This is a genomic window from Lactiplantibacillus daoliensis (assembly GCF_005405005.1).
Taxonomy (GTDB): domain Bacteria; phylum Bacillota; class Bacilli; order Lactobacillales; family Lactobacillaceae; genus Lactiplantibacillus; species Lactiplantibacillus daoliensis.
The window spans coordinates 15,073-34,815 of the sequence record NZ_BJDH01000003.1; the positions used below are offsets into that span (position 1 = coordinate 15,073).

The following is a 19,743-nucleotide window of genomic DNA, read 5'->3' on the forward strand; positions in this document are numbered from 1 at the left end:
ATTGGCTACAACCACTTGGATTGTAGCCAATCGATTTACATCTTCAAATCTTTTTTAATCTTAGTCGTTGAAATTTCTGGCGTCCGTGGCAGATAGATGACATCAGCATCAGTCTGTTCGCCAACAAAGTCAAATTGACCTTTCCAGTCATCACCCATGACAAAGGTATTAATTTCGTATCGTTTAATATCACGAACTTTTTGATCCCAAGATTCTTCAGGAATAACTAAGTCAACATAGCGGATGGCTTCAAGGAGGGCCTTACGTTTCTCATATGAGAAGTAAGCCTTCTTCTGTTTACTATCCCAATTAAATTCATCAGTAGACAGAGCCACAACTAAATAGTCGCCCAAAGCCTTAGCCCGTCTCAATAATTCAATATGTCCATAGTGCAAAAGATCAAATGTCCCATACGTGATTACACGTTTCATGTGTACATCCTCCTGAATATAAGTACCGGATTCGCGGTGTTCAATAATAGCCCCAATTATAGCACGTCATTACGGTGTTTACCAAATACGGCCAAAAACTAGCTGTCGGAGGATATCATTAAAAAATAATACACCTAGATAATACTTTTTAATAAAAAAATCTGTCATTAATTATCAATATAAGCGTTGACAATTAATGGCAGATTCATAAAAAACAATTAATCAGATCCTGACATGATAATCTTAAGTGATTCGTCAGTGGAACCAACATGTTCATTGGTCAAGAGTCGTTCCTTGATCAATTTTGAAGCCGTAGTCGTATCTGGCGCTTTTAGAATTGCCTGAACTAAACCATTCGTGTCATAATTTTCGGCATGCAGACCAACTTTGTCTTCAATATTAAAGTACCAGCCAATACTTTGGGCATATTCTGCTTCATCCTCTTGCATAACCACAATCGGCTTATTCAACAGTGAATAGTCAAAGATCGCTGAAGAATAGTCAGAAATCAGTAGATCAGACAAGATATACAGTTCTTGAATATCCACTAATTCATTGTAGAAACAGAAGATTCGTGGATTCAAATCAGCATATTGTTGCCGCAAGTGACTTTCCAACGGATGTAACTTCACAATCATCAGATAGTCTTCCGGTAACGCCTGCATAACAGCCTGCAGATCAAGATCAGACACGTCCTTACGCTTCCCTTTACGCCAAGTCGGGCAAAATAGCACGATTTTCTTGCTTGCGTCATAAGGCCGGTTAAAGTACTTTTCAAATATTCGCTGTTTTTCAGCCGTATTAGTACTGTTTTTCAATAAATATTCATTCTTAGGCGTCCCATTATCAAAGACTTTCAAGTTAGGGTTATCATCCAAACGAAAGGCCGACTTTAGCAAATCAACATTATAAGCCGAAGAAGTCGTTAAATAGTCCCACTTTTGCATCCGTGGGGCGAAAGCTTCTGATTCCTTCTTCCGTTGATCGGCATCCGCCAAATCATTGACCATTTGCTTCATTGGAAAACCATGCCAAGTTTGGATGAATACTTGACCTTCTCGTTTGCCAGCCTTATCAAGGCTATTACCATTAATAAAGATATATTTACACTCTTGGAATTTTTCAAGATATCGCAAACTCCCCACTCGAATCGGTGTGAAACCATAAGATAGGATTTCCATATCCACGAGCTGATTTCTGGAGCTAACAAAAATTTCAGCGTCCGGATTTTGCTGCTTCATTTCTAATGCAAAATATTTAGGGTCACCAGAGAAATTTATTCCGTGAAATGATTCAATAAATACTTTATTCTCGTCAATTGGCTCATTCGAAGTATAGTCCGGAGTCTTCCCAACGATTTTACTTAATAACTTCATAGCAGGAATACGAATCCAGTCTTGCTGCACAATAGCCCCAACTGCTGGCACTTTGCGAACTTTGTAATAGACTCGGCGGAAGCGCCGCATGCCATCAAACTTGGTTCGTTTTTGAACATCTTCCCACATCTGATCATAAGTAACCTTTTCATTATCAATACGACCTATGTTTTCCTTAAACTTGGCAGTCGATGACTCAAAAATAGCAACATAGTGACCTTTTTTCTTGGCAATTTGTGCTAGATTGTATCGATAATCCTTTTCCGTTCGTGGTTGCTTGATAAAATCTATGATTTTTGGTGCATCAATCTCTGGATCCTTCTTGATCCAAAGAACATCTTTAAAATCGTCAAAATTTTCTCGTGTTACATTATCATCACCTGGATAGGCGATAACTGGGTGCCCACCAGCAAACTCCTCAATAATTGAATAACCAAGCGTTTCATAAAACGCCGTTGAAACATAAATATGCCGATTCGGAATCGTTCTACTATTGAAGAAAATATAATTTTCAAGCCCGTAATAACTAACCAAATTATGATACATCGTCCCACTAGGTCCATAACCAGTAATATATAAACGAAACTCATTGTGCTGAAGATAGTGAACCATATAGTCTAACAACTTGATAGTTGCAGGAATATCTTTTTGATGGTCAAATCGTGAACGGACGATCAAATTAACATTGCCATTTTCATCAATAATTTCAGGATCAAATTTTGCTTGTTCGTTCGCAATATGTTCCAGACTTACCGTTTGAACGTAGACCCGATCATAATGAAAACGACGCATAATCTCAGCTTTGATTGACTCCGTAGCGACCCGTACACAACTGAAATATTGTAAGTAATCAGTTAAGTCGGTCTCTTCAATCAACGCCAACGGGGTATGGATTTCACCAACAATAATCGCATTACTGTTGGCACGAATATATGGCGCCACACAGAAAAAGCTCTCTCGAGTAATAAAAAAGTAGTCAAAATCAATATGCGTTTCTAAATCTGCGACATACAAAAACTCAACATTATTAACGGTAGGGTTTTCTTTTTTTAATTTGCGCAAATCCCGGCGTGTAAACTGTCTAAAATTAAAAAAGGTAATTTGATAGCCAGCTCGACCAAATTCTTCCAATAAATTAATATTGCTGCGGGAAGTCCCCCCGGGAGCAAAAACATTAAATCCTAAAATAGCAATTTTTTTCATTTATAAACAATCCTCTACTTGATGTTATCATTCTTTTAATTTTTGACTCATCCGACAAAATTACTCATCATTGAGTTACCAAGCCAACTTGCTATAGACACCATTATACACTCGCGGTCATTGGCTCACTATCCAAATAAACAGCGCGTTAGGACAAGCCTTTCACATAATTAATGACAATCGAAGCCATAAAGCCGCCTTAATGACTATTACAATAAGGTTTCTTGCTGTTTCTTAGATAATATCACTACTTACTATGACCAACAACTTTATACTAACCTATCGACACTGACCATGACTGCAAAAACAGTCACATCAGCCATACGGTCGTCAACATTACCATCAAGACTATTACCCGGGAAATAGTCTCTCTCAAAAAAAGCCCAGTTTAATTACTCCGATTGAAGGTCACATTTGCCAAATTACGACACTGTCTGCCGCGCCTCAAAGGACGTGTGCCATCAAGTTTTCAATTGACGACACCGACACATCATGCGATAATACTCTCGGTGCCAAACCATGATGAGGGTACGTGATCGGCGCGCAAGCGTTCAGAAGGTCGCCGCACCTCATCAAGAAGACCGCCTGACGTAACTGCGTCGGGCGGTCTTTTTTATCATCATTTTTCATTTGATAACACTGAGTTCAGTATTATGCTTCATCCTGTTGTATTAGCCAAGTTGTCAGCCGTTTGAAATAAGCGGGCGTTTCATCGATAAAGGCCATATGTCGACTGTGCGCAAATAACGTCCAATCAGCCTCCGGTAAATGATCGACCATTGTTTTTGCAATCAACGGTGTACACAAATCGTTCACACCACTAGTCACCAAGGTAGGGCAACTTATGCGAGCTAACTTTTCCGTATAGTCATAATCGTGTAACGTCCCAGTTGGACAATACTCATTAGGACCCCAAGCTGTCTCATAAGCAACTATCCCGGTGTTTTTAGGTCGACGCAAGAATTCTGGTGATGTCGGTGTAATTGGACCAGCGGCATGTAGTGTCATAAAATGCTTATTAGCTGCCAAATAATCTGGCCTGGTAAAATCACCAGTGGCTTCCGCTTGCGCAATGGCTGACCGTTCGGCGAGCGGCATAAATTTAATCAGTCGATGCTGTTCTTGTGCCCACAGTTTCGCCGACGACAACGTGCTTGCTAAAATCAGGCTTTGAATACCTTCTGGCTGATAATCACATAAATAGCGAATTGCCAGCATACCACCCCAAGATTGACCAAGCAGATGAAGTTTGTCTAAGTGTAAATAATCGCGCAACGCTTGCAATTCCGCCAACCAAGTTCCTGCTCGCCACAAGCTTGGCTCATCTGGTATTGACGACAAGCCACAACCAATTTGATCATACATTACGACAGGGCGCCCTGTTTGCGCGACAAATTGATCGAAGACTTCAAAATAGTTATGCGTTGACCCAGGGCCGCCATGTAACAACAATAATGGCGTGAGCGAACTATTTAAATCACCCACAATGCGATAGGCCGTTTGATAGCCTCGAAGCGGCATCTTTCCCGTCTGAATTTTCATGCATTCACCCCTTGAATCCTTTCATTTAAATCTACTTTATTACAATTAGCGATAATATGCTAAGCTAAGCATAATAATTTCCAATGAAAGGAGTTGTTCGCATGAAAATTATTATCGCTCCAGCTAAAAAGATGATCGTCGACACCGATACATTTGCGATTCAAGGCCACCCACAATATCTCGCTAAAACTAAACAGCTTCTAACACGGCTACGTCAACTATCCTATACCGATGCCAAAAAATTGTGGCATTGTAGTGATAAAATTGCCCAACCTAACTACGCATGGCTTCAACAGTTAGATTTAAGCCACAATTTAACGCCGGCGATTTTAAGCTATAGCGGTATTCAATACCAATACATGGCACCAGATCTCTTGACTGACGCTGGACTTGATTATATTCAACACAACTTACGTCTTTTATCCGGCTTCTACGGTATCCTGCGTCCCTTTGACGGTATCGTTCCTTATCGTCTAGAAATGCAAGCTAAGCTCCAAATCGAAACCAGTCAAAATTTGTACGACTTTTGGGGTGACAGTCTTTACCACGCCTTAACGCCACAATCAGAACCAATTATCAATTTGGCATCTCAAGAATACGCCAAATGCATCATACCCTATTTAAAACCAGGCCAACCATTTGTCACCATTGTTTTCGCTAGCCTAGTTGACGGTAAATTTAAAACTAAGGCCACGCTTGCAAAAATGGCTCGCGGTGCCATGGTGCGCTTTTTGGCTGAAAATCAGGTAACTGAATTATCTCAGATTGAGCAATTCGATCATCCACACTATCAGTTTGACGCAGAACGTTCAACAACGACAAAATTAGTCTTCATTCACATCGACTAAAAAAGGCTAGCACTAAGCCAGCCTTTTTAACTACTCACTAATGACTAAAAGTGACTTAATTGCACGACGCTGACCCATCGCTTCATAGGCAGCTTGAATCTCGTCTAATTCAAAACGTTGCGTAAAGACTTTACCAGGATGAATCTCACCTTTTAGGACGGCATCCAATAGCACTTGACGGTCATCCGTCGTCACGGAAGCAATCCCACCACGTAAGCCAATGTTACGCCAGAATAAGTTATTGGTATTCATTTCGGTCTTCTGAGGAACCCCGACACGACCCACAACTGCTCCCGGACGGCCAACTTTAATGGCCGTATCTACTGATAATTCCGTGCCAACACACTCTAAGACTGCATCGGCACCTGCACCAGCCGTGAGTTCTCCTACTTTTTGAACCGCTTCATCACCGCGTTCAGCAATAATATCAGTCGCACCAAATTCTTTGGCTAAAGCTTGGCGGTCAGCGTGGCGGCTCATCGCAATAATCCGAGTTGCCCCTAATAGTTTCGCCGCAATCACACCACAAAGCCCAACAGCCCCGTCACCCATGACCACAACCGTATCGCCAGCTTTGACTTCGGCACTCGTAGCAGCGTGGTAACCCGTGGCCATCACGTCTGACAAGGTTAATAAATCATTTAACTGGGCATCGGTATAATCAGCTGGTTGACCAGGAATTTTGACTAAGGCCCAGTTGGCATTCTTGAAACGTAAATATTCGCCTTGATAGCCCACGATTTCATCATCGGTTTTGTTCATGCAATCACCGTCAAAACCAGCTAAGCAAGCCGCACAATGCCCGCAACCATGCGTAAATGGTGCAATGACAAAATCACCAGGTTTAACATTAGTAACAGCGGAACCGACCGATTCGACAATTCCAATTGCTTCATGACCAACGGGACTATTTGCTTGGCGTTTCGAAATTCCACGATACCACCACAGATCTGAACCACAGACACAGGCGCGAACAATCTTCAAAACGGCATCTGTTGGCTGCTTAACTTGTGCTTTTGGCAAGTCCTGCACACTCATTTTCCCGGGTTCAATAAATACTGCTGTTTTCATCAATACCATCTCCATGTTTAATTAAATTAATTGTAACGAGTTAGTGATCACTCGTCGAGAATTGCAACTTTATTTACTATCACCAGTCTATCCCTTAAAGTCCACTTCAAGGCAAGACCAAATCCCATGTTGTTTCACGTGAAACATTTTGCCGTATACTTAAATCATGATTGGAGGACCCAAGATGACTCCCGAAAACTTCTTTGAACAAGCAAAAGCAACCCTCAAGTTACCTGCCGATACGCATCTACAAAGCGCTTATCAGTTTGGCGTTGCTGCTAATAGTTTGGCACAGTTGGTCTTAACTGGTACTAAAACCGCCACAACTAGTGCTTATGATGTTATTTTAGATACAAGTAATAATCCAATCTGTGTCACTAAGACTGATAGTGTGGTAATCACCCCATACAGAGAAATCGGGGCGGATCACGCCTACCATGAAGGTGAAGGCGACCGCAGTTATGCCTATTGGCGAAAAGCACATGATGCCTTCTTCACTCAAGAATACGCAACGGTGGGAAAACAATTTGAGCCGGACCAAGCTAAAATGGTGCTTGAAAGATTTCACGTCGTTTATCCACTATAAAAAATCAGGCCAACTTTTAAAAGCTGACCTGATTTTTTAGGTTGTTAAATTTTTTAGCTGCGTCCCATTATAAACATACGGAAAGTGGGCCATCGCTGGAACCTGATCCCACGGCACTGGATAGCCCGCGCCGTGCGCACAAAATACCGAATCCGGCGTATTTTCCAGATCACCAACTGGATCATAAGACTGGTTGGCTAAAACAGCATCCTGATTGTGGCACGGCCGATACCCATCAATCAAACAATCCAATTGACCTTGCCCATGGGTATAGGCCCGCACTTCCTGCGCGTAAGCCTGCATTTCCGAAACTGGTGCAGTCCCCATCAACGTTGTGACTCCCGCGGCATCTGTCACTGGTGGTTCAAATTGACCATGCATCCGCTGAATATCCGTCATTGCACGACCAATCTGTTCCTGACCCACCGTCAAACGGAACTGATACCAAGGTTCTAACAACTGGCAGCCATTAGTTTGCTTGAGCATCATCAGCCCTTGACGAACGGCCCGCCAAGTTGCCTCACGAAAGTCGCCACCAACCGAGTGAACGTTACTGGAACGACCACCAACTAGGGTAATTTTGACATCCGTCAATGGTGACCCGGTCAGCACCCCTAATTGTGTCTTAGCCTGCAAATTTGACAAGACTTGATGTTGCCAATTTTTGCCTAACACCTCCAACGAACAGTCTGTTGCAAACGTTAATCCACTGCCGCGCGGTGCCGGCTGCAGCAATAAATGGACCTCAGAGTAGTGGCGTAAGGGTTCAAAATGTCCAACGCCTTCAACATCCTGCGTAATCGTCTCCCGATACAGGATACTTCCCTCAATAAACTTGACGTCTAATTGGAAACGATCGTGTAACAGTTGTTGCAAGACCTCTAATTGAATCGTTCCCATAATCTGCACACGAAGTTCTTGTAACTGGCTAGACCAAGTCACTCGTAATTGTGGGTCTTCATCCTCTAATTGGCGCATCGCAGCTAAACAAGCATGCAGCTCTTCACCATTCGGATCTAGCCGATAAGTCAACACTGGTTGCATCACTGGCCGTTGTCCATCGGCTAAAATTCCTAAACCTTGTCCTGGATACGTGTCGGTTAGTCCTGGAATGGCACACACCTCACCGGCTTGAATCGTCGGACGAATTTCAAATTTCTCACCATTATAAACTCGGATTTGATTAACCTTTTGTTCACCTAAGATGACCGTTTTATTGGCCAATTGACCACCCGTCAGCCGCAACCAAGTTAAGCGTTCACCGGTCATATCGTACGAAATTTTGAATACCCGTGCCCCAAATTCAGTGGCATAAGATGGCACGGCTGTCCAACGCTCAAGCCCAGCAATTAAGCCGTCAACGCCATTGACTTTCAACGCTGAACCAAAATAACATGGAAAAACCTGCCGTTGTTGGATCAACTGTTGCACGGTCGAATCTGCTAACTTTCCGTTGGCTAAAAAGTCATCTAATAGCGAATCATCTTGCAAAGCCATCGCTTCGTAAGTTTCCGCGGACAGCTCACCTTCATCAAAAGCGACACACTGATCTGAAAGGCTGGTTTGTAGTTCAGATAAAACTTGTTCAGCAGCTGTTCCGGGAACATCCATTTTGTTCACAAAGATGAACACGGGTACTTGATAACGTGCTAATAATCGCCAAAGTGTCCGCGTGTAGCCCTGAATACCATCGGTCGCTGACACCACCAAAATCGCATAATCGAGCACGCTCAAGACTTGTTCCGTTTGGCTGGCAAAATCCACATGTCCTGGCGTATCTAATAGCGTCATTGTCAGTGACGGCGTTTTAAAGCTCGCCTGGTGTGAGAAAATCGTGATGCCACGTTGCTTTTCCAAATCATCTGGATCTAAGAAAGCATCACCATTATCAACTCGCCCTAGCTGACGCAAGGCACCCGTTCGGTAAAGCAACGCCTCTGAAAGCGTTGTTTTCCCAGCATCAACGTGTGCAATCACACCAGCAACTAATGATTTCATGTTAGTGCTCCTTTCTAACGGCGTCTCTTGTTTTTAAGTAACTTACGCGCTTGTTTCATTGAGATGACTTTACCCTTAACCTTTTTCGGTGTTTCGACTATTGGAATTGCTTCCCCGGCAAAAGCGGCTGGTAGTTGCCCAGCTTGCTTCTTGCTTAAAATGCCATCGTTATACATGCTATCCACCAAATTTTTGACAAATTTTTTCATCTCATCGTATTCAGCTACTTCATAACTCTGAAACCATGCACCCATTTCACGGAGAACAGCAACGGTCCATTCTGCCGGTGTGACCAAGCTTTGCGCATATAACACATCAATAAAGTTCATTGTATTTGACATAACATCTGACAACTCTGAACCAGCTGGAAAGTGATAACTGTCGCGATTCAGCCATAGTCTCAAACCAGTCTGCACCGCTAACTCATGGACTTTAACAGCCGTTTTCCGTTGCCAGCCAACTTCTTTTGATTGATGACTAGCCATTAAATAATCAGCTTGTGGATCTGGATCATAAGCCCTTGCCACTTGAGCAAACTTAGTTGGGTCAGCCATAATTTTCTTGAGTTCATCCACGTCTGCGCTCTGATCGTCATTCTCATCAGACAGGTCGTCTTCATCATATAGACTATCGACACCACCGTCGGCATTAATTTGTTGAATAAAATCGTCGACCGCTGCACGATCCGACAAATCAATCCCACTCGCCTGTAGCTTCTCGCCAATCAACTTTGCTGGGCCGAAATTTTGTCTATCTTGCGATAATGCAATCATTTCAGGTGCGGCCGCGTTGATGAATCGTTGATAATCACTGACTCGTTTCGCATTCAACCAACCATTTTGACCAACAAATGCTAGGAATTCCGTCACTGCTGGTGCTAAAGCTTGATAATCGGTAGCTATCAAATTGACATTGCGGATTAGTCGGCCAGTCATCACACCAGTAATTGCCTTTTTCGTCCAGCTTTTTGGCGTTTTTCGATACTCGTCATAAGCCGTTCTGACCAGCGTTTCAATAATCATTTCCAAGGTTCCTTGATCAATGTCACTGGTAGCATTTTGCCAAGTCGGTGTTTCAAAATAGGCTCGTAACCACTCCTGAGAATAGGCCATAATATCGTTGGCAACATACTCGCGCCATTCTGGTAAATCGGCTTGGTACGAGCGCTCCCCAGGATCTGAGAATAGCGTATCTGCAGGTAAAACCGGGCCTTGTAGGTCTTCCTTTTCTTCAAAATCAATTAACACAGTCTCTAGATCATCGAATGATACCCTGATTTTTCCTTCTTCAGCTAAATACCGTAAATAGGCTGCCGTAATATCATAAGTGATGATCAGACCTTCATTATCCTCATCAGACGTTGCATCTGCCAAAGCCGTTAACCCGGCATTGATTTCTTTGGCACCCCAACGCTTGATTGGTTTGGTCGTGACACTAGTCATCACTAGCTCAAAACAGTCCAATGCCTCAGTTAAGATTTGTTCAGGATAGCCCGTAAAATCGGCATATTCAGGATAATTTTTGAAATCTGTCCAATACTTCGTCAATTTTTCTTTCGTCATGTAGTCCCGCTCCTATCGTTATTGTCTATAATTGTCGCAACTCGCCGTTGTAGTACCGGAACAACAGCCGTCATAAACCACGGATGTTGTTTCAACCAACCGTAATTCAGTGGTGACGGATGGACTAGTGGAAAATAGTCCGGTAAATAATCGGCGTAATGTGCAACCGCTGCCGTTAAAGTTTTAGGCCGAGTCGACAAGTATGCTTTTTGTGCGTATGCACCAATCAGCACTGTTAATTGAATCTTCGGCATTAACTTAAGTAGTGCCGGATGCCATTTATCGGCGACCCCTTTGCGTGGCGGAAGATCCCCACCATGAAGTTGTTTACCGGGATAATAGAAATCCAATGGCAGGACAGCGATTTTACCAGAATGATAAAACTGATCTTTAGTCACACCCATCCAATCTCGCAGTCGATCCCCACTAGCATCATCCCAAAAGGTCATCGTCGCCTGTGCCTGTCGACTAGGTGCCTGACTGATCAACAAAATCTCTGCGTCAGGGTCAACATGATATAACGGCTGAATACCTTGTAACGTGAATTTTTGATTTTGTGGATCTGCTTGAATTGCTTGATAAATTTCATCAGCCGTCATTCATGGTACCTCCGCAGTTAGCTCAATTTCAGCTCGTAACTAGCGTACCATAACTTCCCCTTCCAACCGTGAAATTACACAGGTTTCAACGAAAAAACAATTATTTTCATCGTTTATGTCTACCGGTGATTAGAAAGCGCTTTATTTGATATGCTAGAACTAAGTCTCAAGAGGGGGAACACGCATGCATACGATTGAAGAACTCGATGACGGTCGCACCGTCTTTTTGAATGGTCAACAGATTAAGGTTTCAGATATTCCAATTTTCCGCAAGACACTGGCATTGAATAATCAGTACTACAACTTACAAAAGGAACATCCTGATGTGCACACCTATGTCGAAAACGGTCATCGCTACGACATCGCCTATAAAGTCCCACGTAATGTCGACGATTTACGTCAAAAACACCAAGCCTATCAAGAAATTGCCCAAACGAACAATGGGATGCTTGGCCGCACACCTGACTTTTTAGCCACAGGGATGGCAGTTTTAGCAGAACGTAGTGCCTTTTTAGGTCACAATCAATATACCGACTTTGGTGAGAATGCCAAACACTACGCTGAATGGGTCAAGACAAATGATATCTTCATTAGCCACGCACTTCAAAACCCACAACTTGACCGAAGTAAACCGATTAACGCCATTCCAAGCGGTTATGCCGGCGTCCATACGATTGAGCGCCGTTCCGATGGGATCGTTGTGTCTGGCGCCAAAATGGTGAACACGATGGCTCCCATTGCAGATGATTTATTGATCTTTAATCCACCTGAACTGTTACTTGAAAAAGGTGATACGAGTTACGGAGTAGCCTTCGCCACACCACTGAATACTCCCGGTGTGAAAATCATCTGCCGTAAATTACTCGATCATCCTGGCTATACCGAAGACGATTACCCACTCAGCAACGCACTAGACGAAATCGATGCCTATATTGTCTTCGACCACGCCTTCATTCCGTGGGAAAAGGTCTTCGTAGAAAACGACTATGAAATGAGTAATCGTTTCTTTATTGAAACTGGGATTTTCGGCCACACGTCACATCAAGATGAAGTCCGCGGCATTACTAAATTAGAGTTTGCCACTAGCTTAGCGATTCGGGTCGCACATACACTTGGACTGGACCATTTCTTAGGTGTTCAAGAAAAATTAGGCCACTTAACCGCTAATCTAGAACTAATCAAAGGCACTATTACCCGTTCTGAAGATAATGGTAAACTGGACAAATTTGGTATTTATACGCCCAACCTACAAGCATTGCTAGCCGTTCGCGCCACCTTACCAGGATTATTCGAGGAAGCAATGCAAGTCACGCAACGTTTAGCAGCCGGTTCAATGGTAGGTGTCCCTGGATTTGCAGAATTTGACGGTGAAAACGGCAAGATTTTAAACCAAGCCTTGTCGACCTCTCTCGCAACTGCCAAAGATCGTTCAAAATTATTGAATTTAGCGTTCGACTTATCCAGTTCCGGATTTGGTCAGCGTCAGTTGATGTATGAATACTATCATGGTGGCGATCCAATGCGGATTCGGTCAAAACATTACCTAGATGAGGATTTGAGTGCTGGGAATGCAATGTTGGACAAATTACTAGGAAAATAATGATAAAAATGACGAAGCTGATTAACTGGCCTCGTCATTTTTTAGTTGTATGTTTCACGTGAAACAATCTAACTTGTGATTAGCTAGGTAGTTGATAATCCAGTTAATCTTTTGTATACTACTATCACTTCAGTGTTTTTGGCTGAAATAAGGAGATGATTGACGATGATGGCGTCATTATTAGTACGGAAAAGTGCTGCTTGTTAGCGACACTTTTCTGCAACACCTTTCAGAGAAGTGTCTGGTTTGAATCTGAAAGGAAATTTATTTATGAAACAAACAATTACCACCTATCAATATAATTTTATCACCCAACAAGTTAATGATTTGACGAGTGCCTACTTGTCCGTCAATGACCTTCAAGTTCGTTTAGCCATTCGCGCTAAAGTTTTAGAGCAAGTTACACCTCTGCTACCAAGTGATGAGCCGAATACGCAACTCTTTTTAACGGGTCTTGAAACTGACCGCTTATCGCGAAAGTCTGCTGCACAGTTGCTTGAATTACTCGTCCCAATGGTCGAACCGTTCCCATTACTTTCAGCAAAACAACTATCGAAATTATTTCGGAAAGTAAAAAAGTTGAAACAACCAGAATGGTATGGCCTGAAACGGTATGAATTAACTTACTTGGGCTGGAATGATGGTGGCAATCAGAAGAAATATCTCGTGGCACCCTATGAGGACCGGTTAATCGGTATTCAAGGTGAACTCGCACCCGAAACTGTGAAAGGCGTTTGTGCAATCTGCCAAACAATTGGAAATGTTGCGCTCTTTCTATCAACAACTAAGTCATCTGGATTGGGTACCTATACCAAGAAAGGTAATTATATTTGTCGTGATAGTAATCAGTGCAACCGACAATTGACTGATCCACAAGCCTTGGCAGACTTTTTGACTATCGTGCAGCCACAGCGTAAAAATCGAAAATAATTAAAAAATTAGAATAGCATACCGAATATTCTTAACAGAAAACTCAGTATGCTATTTTTTTACGTTCCTAATATGTCAACATCCCTCTCCGTTAGAACAACACACGAAAGCTGGACAGAAATTACTTCACAGAACATAACATACGTTGTAGATACTATGAATTTTTTGCAAATCTCGATTACCTATAAAGGATCATCCCCATATATGTGGGGAATACATCGATTTCCATTGCCATTTGTTACGTCATACCGGATCACCCCTACATACATGGGGAATACGGTCCATTAAAGATTCAACCATATGACCAAACGGAATCATCCCTACATACGTGGGGAATACTAGAAGCTATCCGAGTGATTGGGTGGCTTCTTAGGATCATCCCTACATACGTGGGGAATACCGATACTCTCTCATGAGCTATGACCTTAGCTTGGGATCATCCCTACATACGTGGGGAATACGTATTTACGGTGTGACGCTTAAATTTTCTTCAAGGATCATCCCTACATACGTGGGGAATACGACTAGCGCGAACCCTGAAGAACAAGAAAAAGGGGATCATCCCTACATACGTGGGGAATACACGTTTACCCAACAATATGGAACAATGGCTATAGGATCATCCCTACATACGTGGGGAATACGACTTGCCGACACCCAATGCTAGGGTGTAGTTAGGATCATCCCTACATACGTGGGGAATACTTAAGCGTCACGCCGTAAATGCCATGCGCAATAGGATCATCCCTACATACGGGGGGAATACCTGAAAATGCGCTCGGAAGCAATTATCAGCAAGGGATCATCCCTACATACGTGGGGAATACACCAAGATTTGGCAAAGGTTGATCAAATGTCGGGGATCATCCCTACATACGTGGGGAATACCAGGGTGATCTTCGGTAGCTAAAGCGCCACCCAGGATCATCCCTACATACGTGGGGAATACGGTGAATGACCTGTAAGCATTGATAGAATGTAAGGATCATCCCTACATACGTGGGGAATACATATTTCTAGTTTTGATTCATTTACTGGTAATGGGATCATCCCTACATACGTGGGGAATACACTAAAAAAGTGTTGTTATACCGCGGTTCTTAAATTTTCAAAACCCCGTTTTCAATTAACTTGGTTGCTAGTTTAAAGGTGGCTTCAGCATCCGATAATGAGTTGTGTGGCTCTTTATTTTCAATGTTGTACTCGTTCAATACAGTTTGTAGTCGATAATTATCCAAAAACTTATCCGACTTCTTAACCATCGGCATCAAATCTAATATTTGATTAGCCAAATCCGGCTGATCAACTTTTTTAAAGCTATTAGTCAAAAATAGTTCATCGAAATGTGAGTTATAGCCAACTATCGCTAAATCACCTAAGAATTTTTGTAATGACTGTAGTCCTTCACTTAAACTAACCCCTTTTGAGGCCAACATTTCAGAGGTAATACGAGTTAACTCAACGATATTTTTAGGAATCTTTCGATCACACTGAATTAGCTTGTAAAAACGATCTACTTGACCATCCCCTGATTGCTTGACTGCACCAATTGAGATAATTTCATCCTGCGTTGAATCTAAACCGGTAGTTTCAAGATCAATTGCGACCATCGACGCCTTTTCAGACTGAGACTTGGCCACCTTATCCCCGCGCTTTTTCATCATTACCTTAGCTTTATGGAATTTGGCAGCGTTGCTGAAGCCATGTACCGTCTCTCCTGTGGCAACATTTAAATGCATCATCAGTGGAATGCCATCAAAATCAACGACCTCATGATCTCGGCGGGTGGTTCTAAATTGATAGCCTAATTCGTTATTTGCATTATAGACCATGGTTGCTTCACCCTGACCAATATTCTTCATGATTCGGTCCCATAACAAATCACGGATTCGAGCACTAACATTACCCACGTAAACATTCGTTTGAATTTCTTGATACCACTTAGTCAAGTCTCCTCGTAATGATCTTGGTACCTTCGTCAAAGTAATCACAATCATGGCTGATCACCCGCTGGTAACTCTTGATATTGGACCCCAAACTTTTGCAGTCCCAAACGGTCATCCCATAGGTTAATTGTCTCAACCTCATCGTCTGCTTCGGTCACGCCTAAAAGGGACTTTAAGTCTTTGACCATTCGGACGAGCAGCTTACCATCTTTAAAAGCATCGCGCATTGCTAATCGCGTCCGACTGCCAATGTCTGGATCATCACTATATTCAGAAGCCACTTCAAAAGCAATCGGGATAGAATACTCCGCTTTATACAGATCCGCAAAATCGTAAACAAATGATAAATCGTGACCGGTATGCACAAAACCTAATCCAGCAGAAGCACCTAAGGCCGAAATTACACTATAGCTCAGCCCATAAAGTGCCTGATGAGCGGCCGTCAACGCCTTATTAATCGGTGTTCCAGAATCAAAGTCATCCGGATTGTACTCCCGCCGTGACCATGGCACCCCCATTCTTTCCGATTGCTCAAGATAAACGCGCCGAACTCGAGCACCCTCTTTACCACACAAAGCTTGCATGGTTAGCTTTGAAACATCATCATTTGGAAATCGCATCTGATACATCCGACGAGCAACAATAACTCGCGACCGTTGATTTGAAACCAAACTGGCCTGGGCGACAAGTAATGCCGATGAATGATTCAATGACCGTCCATAGGCATATTGCCGAACACCATACTCACCAACCCAGACAACCCCTAGCCCAGATTCGCCAATTAGTTCCATCGCCCGATGAGTCACGTCAACTCCCGGTCCAAGCATCAGCACACTGATCATTGCTGCAGGTACGTAGACAATACCACGACTATCAGTCACTTGAATCGCACTATCTTGACGATTTAACTTGGCATGCTCCAAGTATAAAAACGTGATGCGATCACGAACACGCCCCAATTCATATCGATCCGGCTTCTTTGCGCCCATTTTTTTGCTCATTGGTCTAAGCCTCCGGAATAACGGTCATTAAACCCATTCCAAATGCTTTTTCTCGACCAAGCCCGTTGCTCAACGTTTGCTTAAACTCAGCAACATCTTCGACTCGTAACAAGCCTTCAAAAGTGACTCGGCTAAGCCGAACACCACGACCCACTTTACGATGTAACATCGGCCATTCGCGATTGACAATATCAAAGGCTAATATTGCTGGCTGTTCCGGTCCATCTGCCGGAACTTGTTCAACTAATTGAAAACCGGATTTTTCAGCACGCTTAACCAACCATTCGCGTTGTTGTGCGACTGTTATATGTGGCATCACACGGCCCTGTTTTTCGCCCGGACGCGTCACTGTATGGGTAGGATTGGCCGTTAATCGAAATTGCATGATTTGACCCACTTGAATATGATCTAACAATTTAGCATACGATTTAGTGACTGCCGTTCCTGGTACGCCATACTGGGCTAACAACTCAAGATCTGGTTTTGACTCACTCAACACCAACAGATACTTTTTTTCAGCTAAAACATCAATCCGCCATAAATGTCGAGACTGCGTTTCAGTTGCAATCTCAGCCGGAAAACTTTGTTCAACCCAATTATGAAAAGCACCAAGATGTGTTAAATCTTTCGTTTTATATCGATTATTAGTATCAATTTGAACTCTTGATAAATACATACACTTGTTCCTTTCTATAGATATTTCATCGGATCATGCTGTGTTTCAGGTTCGTTTACCTGCATATCCAGCTTGTCGCGATCAACTCTGATCTTAGTAATAGCGCGTAAACGATGACTACGATGACGTTGGTCAAATGAACCAACCTGATCTTTCACCATGGCACTAGCAGCCGTTGGTATTAAATTCGCATCAGCAACAATCTCAAGTGATTGACTATGACAATTTTTTTGATACCGCTTAGTCGCTTGCCAAGTTAATTTTTGAAGAACTGTAACTGGCGTTTCATCCGAAAAATCACGAATATCTAGTACGCCAGCAGGTGCATTGGAACGCCGGCCTAAAAACAGTGGAAAATACGGATGCTTTAGGGCAAACTTGATATCATCGATTAATTGATCATCTTGACTTCCTAGTGCCACTACAAAGACTGCATCTTGAAGATAGTCTCGATACGTTATTTTTCGTGTATTTTTCTTCCATTCGACCGTTTGATAATCCGTCAGATTTTTCCCAACTTGATCGATTCTGACCGCAAAATCTAAGTCATTCAGGTCTAAAATTCGTTCATCAGTGCGACGATAGCCTAACGCGGCCGCGGCCATCCCAATCATGGCACTTTTGGTTGGGTAGTCATTCGTTGTCCGGCGTTCAAAAGTCGCCTCATTACCATATGACTGCAATGGCGCTGTTAATTTAATCGTTAATGTTTTCATCCTGAACCGCCTTCGTTAAAGCCGCCGTGACTTTCTCTAAAAGTTCAGTGACATTGGCAACTCTTTCACCAACTTTTGAGTCATCCTTGCTTAATACGAGATTTAAAATTGGTTGGTCGACATATTGTAAAGTGTTTTTATATTCCTCTTCGAGCCGCTTAATCGAAGGTTCAACGTACCCATTTCTCGACGTAACCGGTTCTTCAAATGCCGACACTAAGTTGACAGGGGTATCCGTCCGAATTGTAATCATGACATAGCTTGGTAATGTTTTATTGGCAAACGTATTCTGCTTACCATTTGGCATGGATAACAAGAAATCCTTAATAAAGGCGCTCGCACCTTGAATCGCATCCTTTTCATCCAAGTTATGCACCAGTTCAACCATATTTAAATTAGCGTAACGATATAATGTTGCCGAGTTAAAGTTAATGGTTCCTAGCATTGCCGCACCAGTTGAATCATCTGATTGTTCATCATCCAAAGCCGTAAAGTAATCATATTCGGGAACTACTTCATGCGTTGAAACGGCATGTGCCACTTGTGCGGAAGCATCAACATTCAATTCGGGATTATCCGCGACCATCCGACCAAATAAAGCTAAATCAACTGATTGATCACCGTTTAAAACTGCTTTGACTTCTTTTTTATCCAAAGTTTCATTGTCAATGGCATATTGCGCTAACTTCGAAATTTGGCCGGGACTGATTAGCAATAATGCCCCCGTCTCATTATCTTTATTCAACTTAATCCCAGCGGCTTTAAAGAGTTCACTAGTTTTATCCGCAGCAACATCTTCAGTCATCGCTGGATCAAGTTCTTTTAACTTAGCCGTCACTAATTTGGCCGCTTCCTTGGTGCGTTTTCCGACAGAAACATTATCATCCTTGAAAGCTAATCGCACGGCCCTTTTCCAACTTTGTGAAGAAACACGTGCTCGTGTCACGCCACCGTATAACGCCGTTTTGGGTGCACCAGCATCGTCACGATTAATATTTGATGATGGTACTGTTTGTAAGACACTTAAGTCAACATACAAATTTTTTTTAGTCATTAGTTTTCTACCCCTTCAGTTTTGGTTGTTGGTTTCATACTAAAATATTGTTGTCCCCAAAGTAATCGCACTTGTGTTGCTTGTTCGTAACTGGCTTGTAACCGATATAAATCTTGTGCGAGCCAAGCAAAGTCTATTTTTTGTGTCCTGTTACGTCCCTTTAGCAGACTGTTTAAATGTGAAAGACCGTTAATCACACTAGCTGCATTAGTCGTTGCTAGGATACTTTGAACACGGCTATCCAATGCTTTACGTGTCTCTTCTTTTTGACGTAAAATCGCTAACGCCGTGAAAAACTTAACGCCATCTGGTTGGTCACCGCTAGCTTTAGCGTAAACAAATTGTTCCTGACCTTGCTGATAAATCGCATAAAAGCGAATTGCCGTATAGACCGCAATTTCACCTCGGGTTGGCACACCATTATGACTAAGCTGAGTTTCGTCTAGATTGGCCAGCAAGATGGGCCAAACCGCCTGTGCACGCTGACTTGTAATTGTCGGCGCATTAATTAGGCTACTCAAAGTTGCTTTGTCGCGGTTACTACCATCCCGATTTAACAACTTAATGATTCGATTGGTTGTTGCTTCAATTTCATAAGTCATTA

At 42.7% G+C, this 19,743-nt stretch carries 17 protein-coding genes and 1 CRISPR repeat array; of the genes, 4 read left to right on the top strand and 13 right to left on the bottom strand.

Annotated features, from left to right (window positions below; genetic code table 11):
- Positions 1-35 precede the first annotated feature (35 nt).
- The 3 genes from tagD to pepI all read right to left on the bottom strand — a co-directional run bounded on the left by tagD (position 36) and on the right by pepI (position 4,552).
- Positions 36-431 carry a glycerol-3-phosphate cytidylyltransferase gene (gene tagD / locus FFM64_RS04440; protein WP_137606808.1) on the bottom strand — a complete coding sequence of 132 codons (396 nt, stop codon included), beginning with the start codon at positions 429-431 and terminating at the stop codon, positions 36-38.
- Between the two features lie 218 nt (positions 432-649).
- Positions 650-3,010, bottom strand: a complete 2,361-nt coding sequence (locus tag FFM64_RS04445) for a CDP-glycerol glycerophosphotransferase family protein (RefSeq protein WP_137606809.1) — start codon at positions 3,008-3,010, stop codon at positions 650-652.
- Between the two features lie 651 nt (positions 3,011-3,661).
- Positions 3,662-4,552: a proline iminopeptidase gene (gene pepI, locus FFM64_RS04450; protein WP_137606810.1), complete on the bottom strand. Its 891-nt coding sequence runs from the start codon at positions 4,550-4,552 to the stop codon at positions 3,662-3,664.
- Positions 4,553-4,653: 101 nt separating this feature from the next.
- Here pepI and yaaA point away from each other — a divergent pair, with 101 nt between their 5' ends.
- The gene (gene yaaA, locus FFM64_RS04455) at positions 4,654-5,400 is read left to right on the top strand and encodes a peroxide stress protein YaaA (RefSeq protein ID WP_137606811.1); all 747 of its coding nucleotides are present in this window, start codon (positions 4,654-4,656) and stop codon (positions 5,398-5,400) included.
- Between the two features lie 30 nt (positions 5,401-5,430).
- On the opposite strand, the gene FFM64_RS04460 is transcribed toward yaaA, so the two are convergent.
- Positions 5,431-6,471, bottom strand: coding sequence for a zinc-dependent alcohol dehydrogenase family protein (locus tag FFM64_RS04460; RefSeq protein WP_137606812.1), 1,041 nt, complete (start codon positions 6,469-6,471; stop codon positions 5,431-5,433).
- A 184-nt stretch (positions 6,472-6,655) separates the two neighbouring features.
- Between FFM64_RS04460 and FFM64_RS04465 the strand changes: the two genes are divergently transcribed.
- Positions 6,656-7,057: an ASCH domain-containing protein gene (locus tag FFM64_RS04465; RefSeq protein ID WP_137606813.1), complete on the top strand. Its 402-nt coding sequence runs from the start codon at positions 6,656-6,658 to the stop codon at positions 7,055-7,057.
- A gap of 36 nt (positions 7,058-7,093) precedes the next feature.
- Here the strand turns inward: FFM64_RS04465 and FFM64_RS04470 are convergent, their stop codons facing one another.
- Genes FFM64_RS04470 through FFM64_RS04480 form a run of 3 tightly spaced genes read right to left on the bottom strand, consistent with a single transcriptional unit; the run spans position 7,094 to position 11,216 of the window.
- Complete coding sequence (locus tag FFM64_RS04470) at positions 7,094-9,055, bottom strand: elongation factor G (protein WP_137606814.1); 1,962 nt, start codon at positions 9,053-9,055, stop codon at positions 7,094-7,096.
- A gap of 14 nt (positions 9,056-9,069) precedes the next feature.
- Positions 9,070-10,617: a hypothetical protein gene (locus FFM64_RS04475; protein ID WP_137606815.1), complete on the bottom strand. Its 1,548-nt coding sequence runs from the start codon at positions 10,615-10,617 to the stop codon at positions 9,070-9,072.
- A complete protein-coding gene (locus FFM64_RS04480) occupies positions 10,614-11,216 on the bottom strand; it encodes a uracil-DNA glycosylase family protein (protein ID WP_137606816.1) in 603 nt (200 codons plus the stop codon). Before FFM64_RS04480 ends, FFM64_RS04475 begins: the two co-directional genes overlap by 4 nt.
- 184 nt (positions 11,217-11,400) lie before the next feature.
- Between FFM64_RS04480 and FFM64_RS04485 the strand changes: the two genes are divergently transcribed.
- Positions 11,401-12,816 (top strand): 4-hydroxyphenylacetate 3-hydroxylase N-terminal domain-containing protein, encoded by a 1,416-nt coding sequence (locus tag FFM64_RS04485; protein ID WP_171000286.1) that lies wholly within the window; start codon positions 11,401-11,403, stop codon positions 12,814-12,816.
- A 270-nt stretch (positions 12,817-13,086) separates the two neighbouring features.
- A complete protein-coding gene (locus tag FFM64_RS04490; protein ID WP_137606817.1) occupies positions 13,087-13,746 on the top strand; it encodes a FusB/FusC family EF-G-binding protein in 660 nt (219 codons plus the stop codon).
- Between the two features lie 189 nt (positions 13,747-13,935).
- Positions 13,936-14,817: direct repeats of the CRISPR family, unit length 28 nt; unit sequence GGATCATCCCTACATACGTGGGGAATAC.
- Between the two features lie 29 nt (positions 14,818-14,846).
- On the opposite strand, the gene cas2e is transcribed toward FFM64_RS04490, so the two are convergent.
- From cas2e to casB, 6 genes are read right to left on the bottom strand one after another with little or no spacing between them, the layout of a single operon-like run.
- On the bottom strand, positions 14,847-15,743 hold the full coding sequence (gene cas2e / locus FFM64_RS04495; protein ID WP_137606818.1) for a type I-E CRISPR-associated endoribonuclease Cas2e: 897 nt from the start codon (positions 15,741-15,743) through the stop codon (positions 14,847-14,849).
- Positions 15,740-16,693, bottom strand: a complete 954-nt coding sequence (gene cas1e, locus FFM64_RS04500; RefSeq protein ID WP_137606819.1) for a type I-E CRISPR-associated endonuclease Cas1e — start codon at positions 16,691-16,693, stop codon at positions 15,740-15,742. The genes cas2e and cas1e overlap by 4 nt, the downstream gene beginning before the upstream one ends.
- Before the next feature lie 4 nt (positions 16,694-16,697).
- The gene (gene cas6e, locus FFM64_RS04505; protein WP_137606820.1) at positions 16,698-17,369 is read right to left on the bottom strand and encodes a type I-E CRISPR-associated protein Cas6/Cse3/CasE; all 672 of its coding nucleotides are present in this window, start codon (positions 17,367-17,369) and stop codon (positions 16,698-16,700) included.
- Positions 17,370-17,383: 14 nt separating this feature from the next.
- The gene (cas5e, locus tag FFM64_RS04510; RefSeq protein WP_137606821.1) at positions 17,384-18,085 is read right to left on the bottom strand and encodes a type I-E CRISPR-associated protein Cas5/CasD; all 702 of its coding nucleotides are present in this window, start codon (positions 18,083-18,085) and stop codon (positions 17,384-17,386) included.
- A complete protein-coding gene (gene cas7e, locus FFM64_RS04515) occupies positions 18,066-19,139 on the bottom strand; it encodes a type I-E CRISPR-associated protein Cas7/Cse4/CasC (protein ID WP_137606822.1) in 1,074 nt (357 codons plus the stop codon). The genes cas5e and cas7e overlap by 20 nt, the downstream gene beginning before the upstream one ends.
- A complete protein-coding gene (gene casB, locus FFM64_RS04520; protein WP_137606823.1) occupies positions 19,139-19,741 on the bottom strand; it encodes a type I-E CRISPR-associated protein Cse2/CasB in 603 nt (200 codons plus the stop codon). Before casB ends, cas7e begins: the two co-directional genes overlap by 1 nt.
- Between the last annotated feature and the right edge of the window lie 2 nt (positions 19,742-19,743).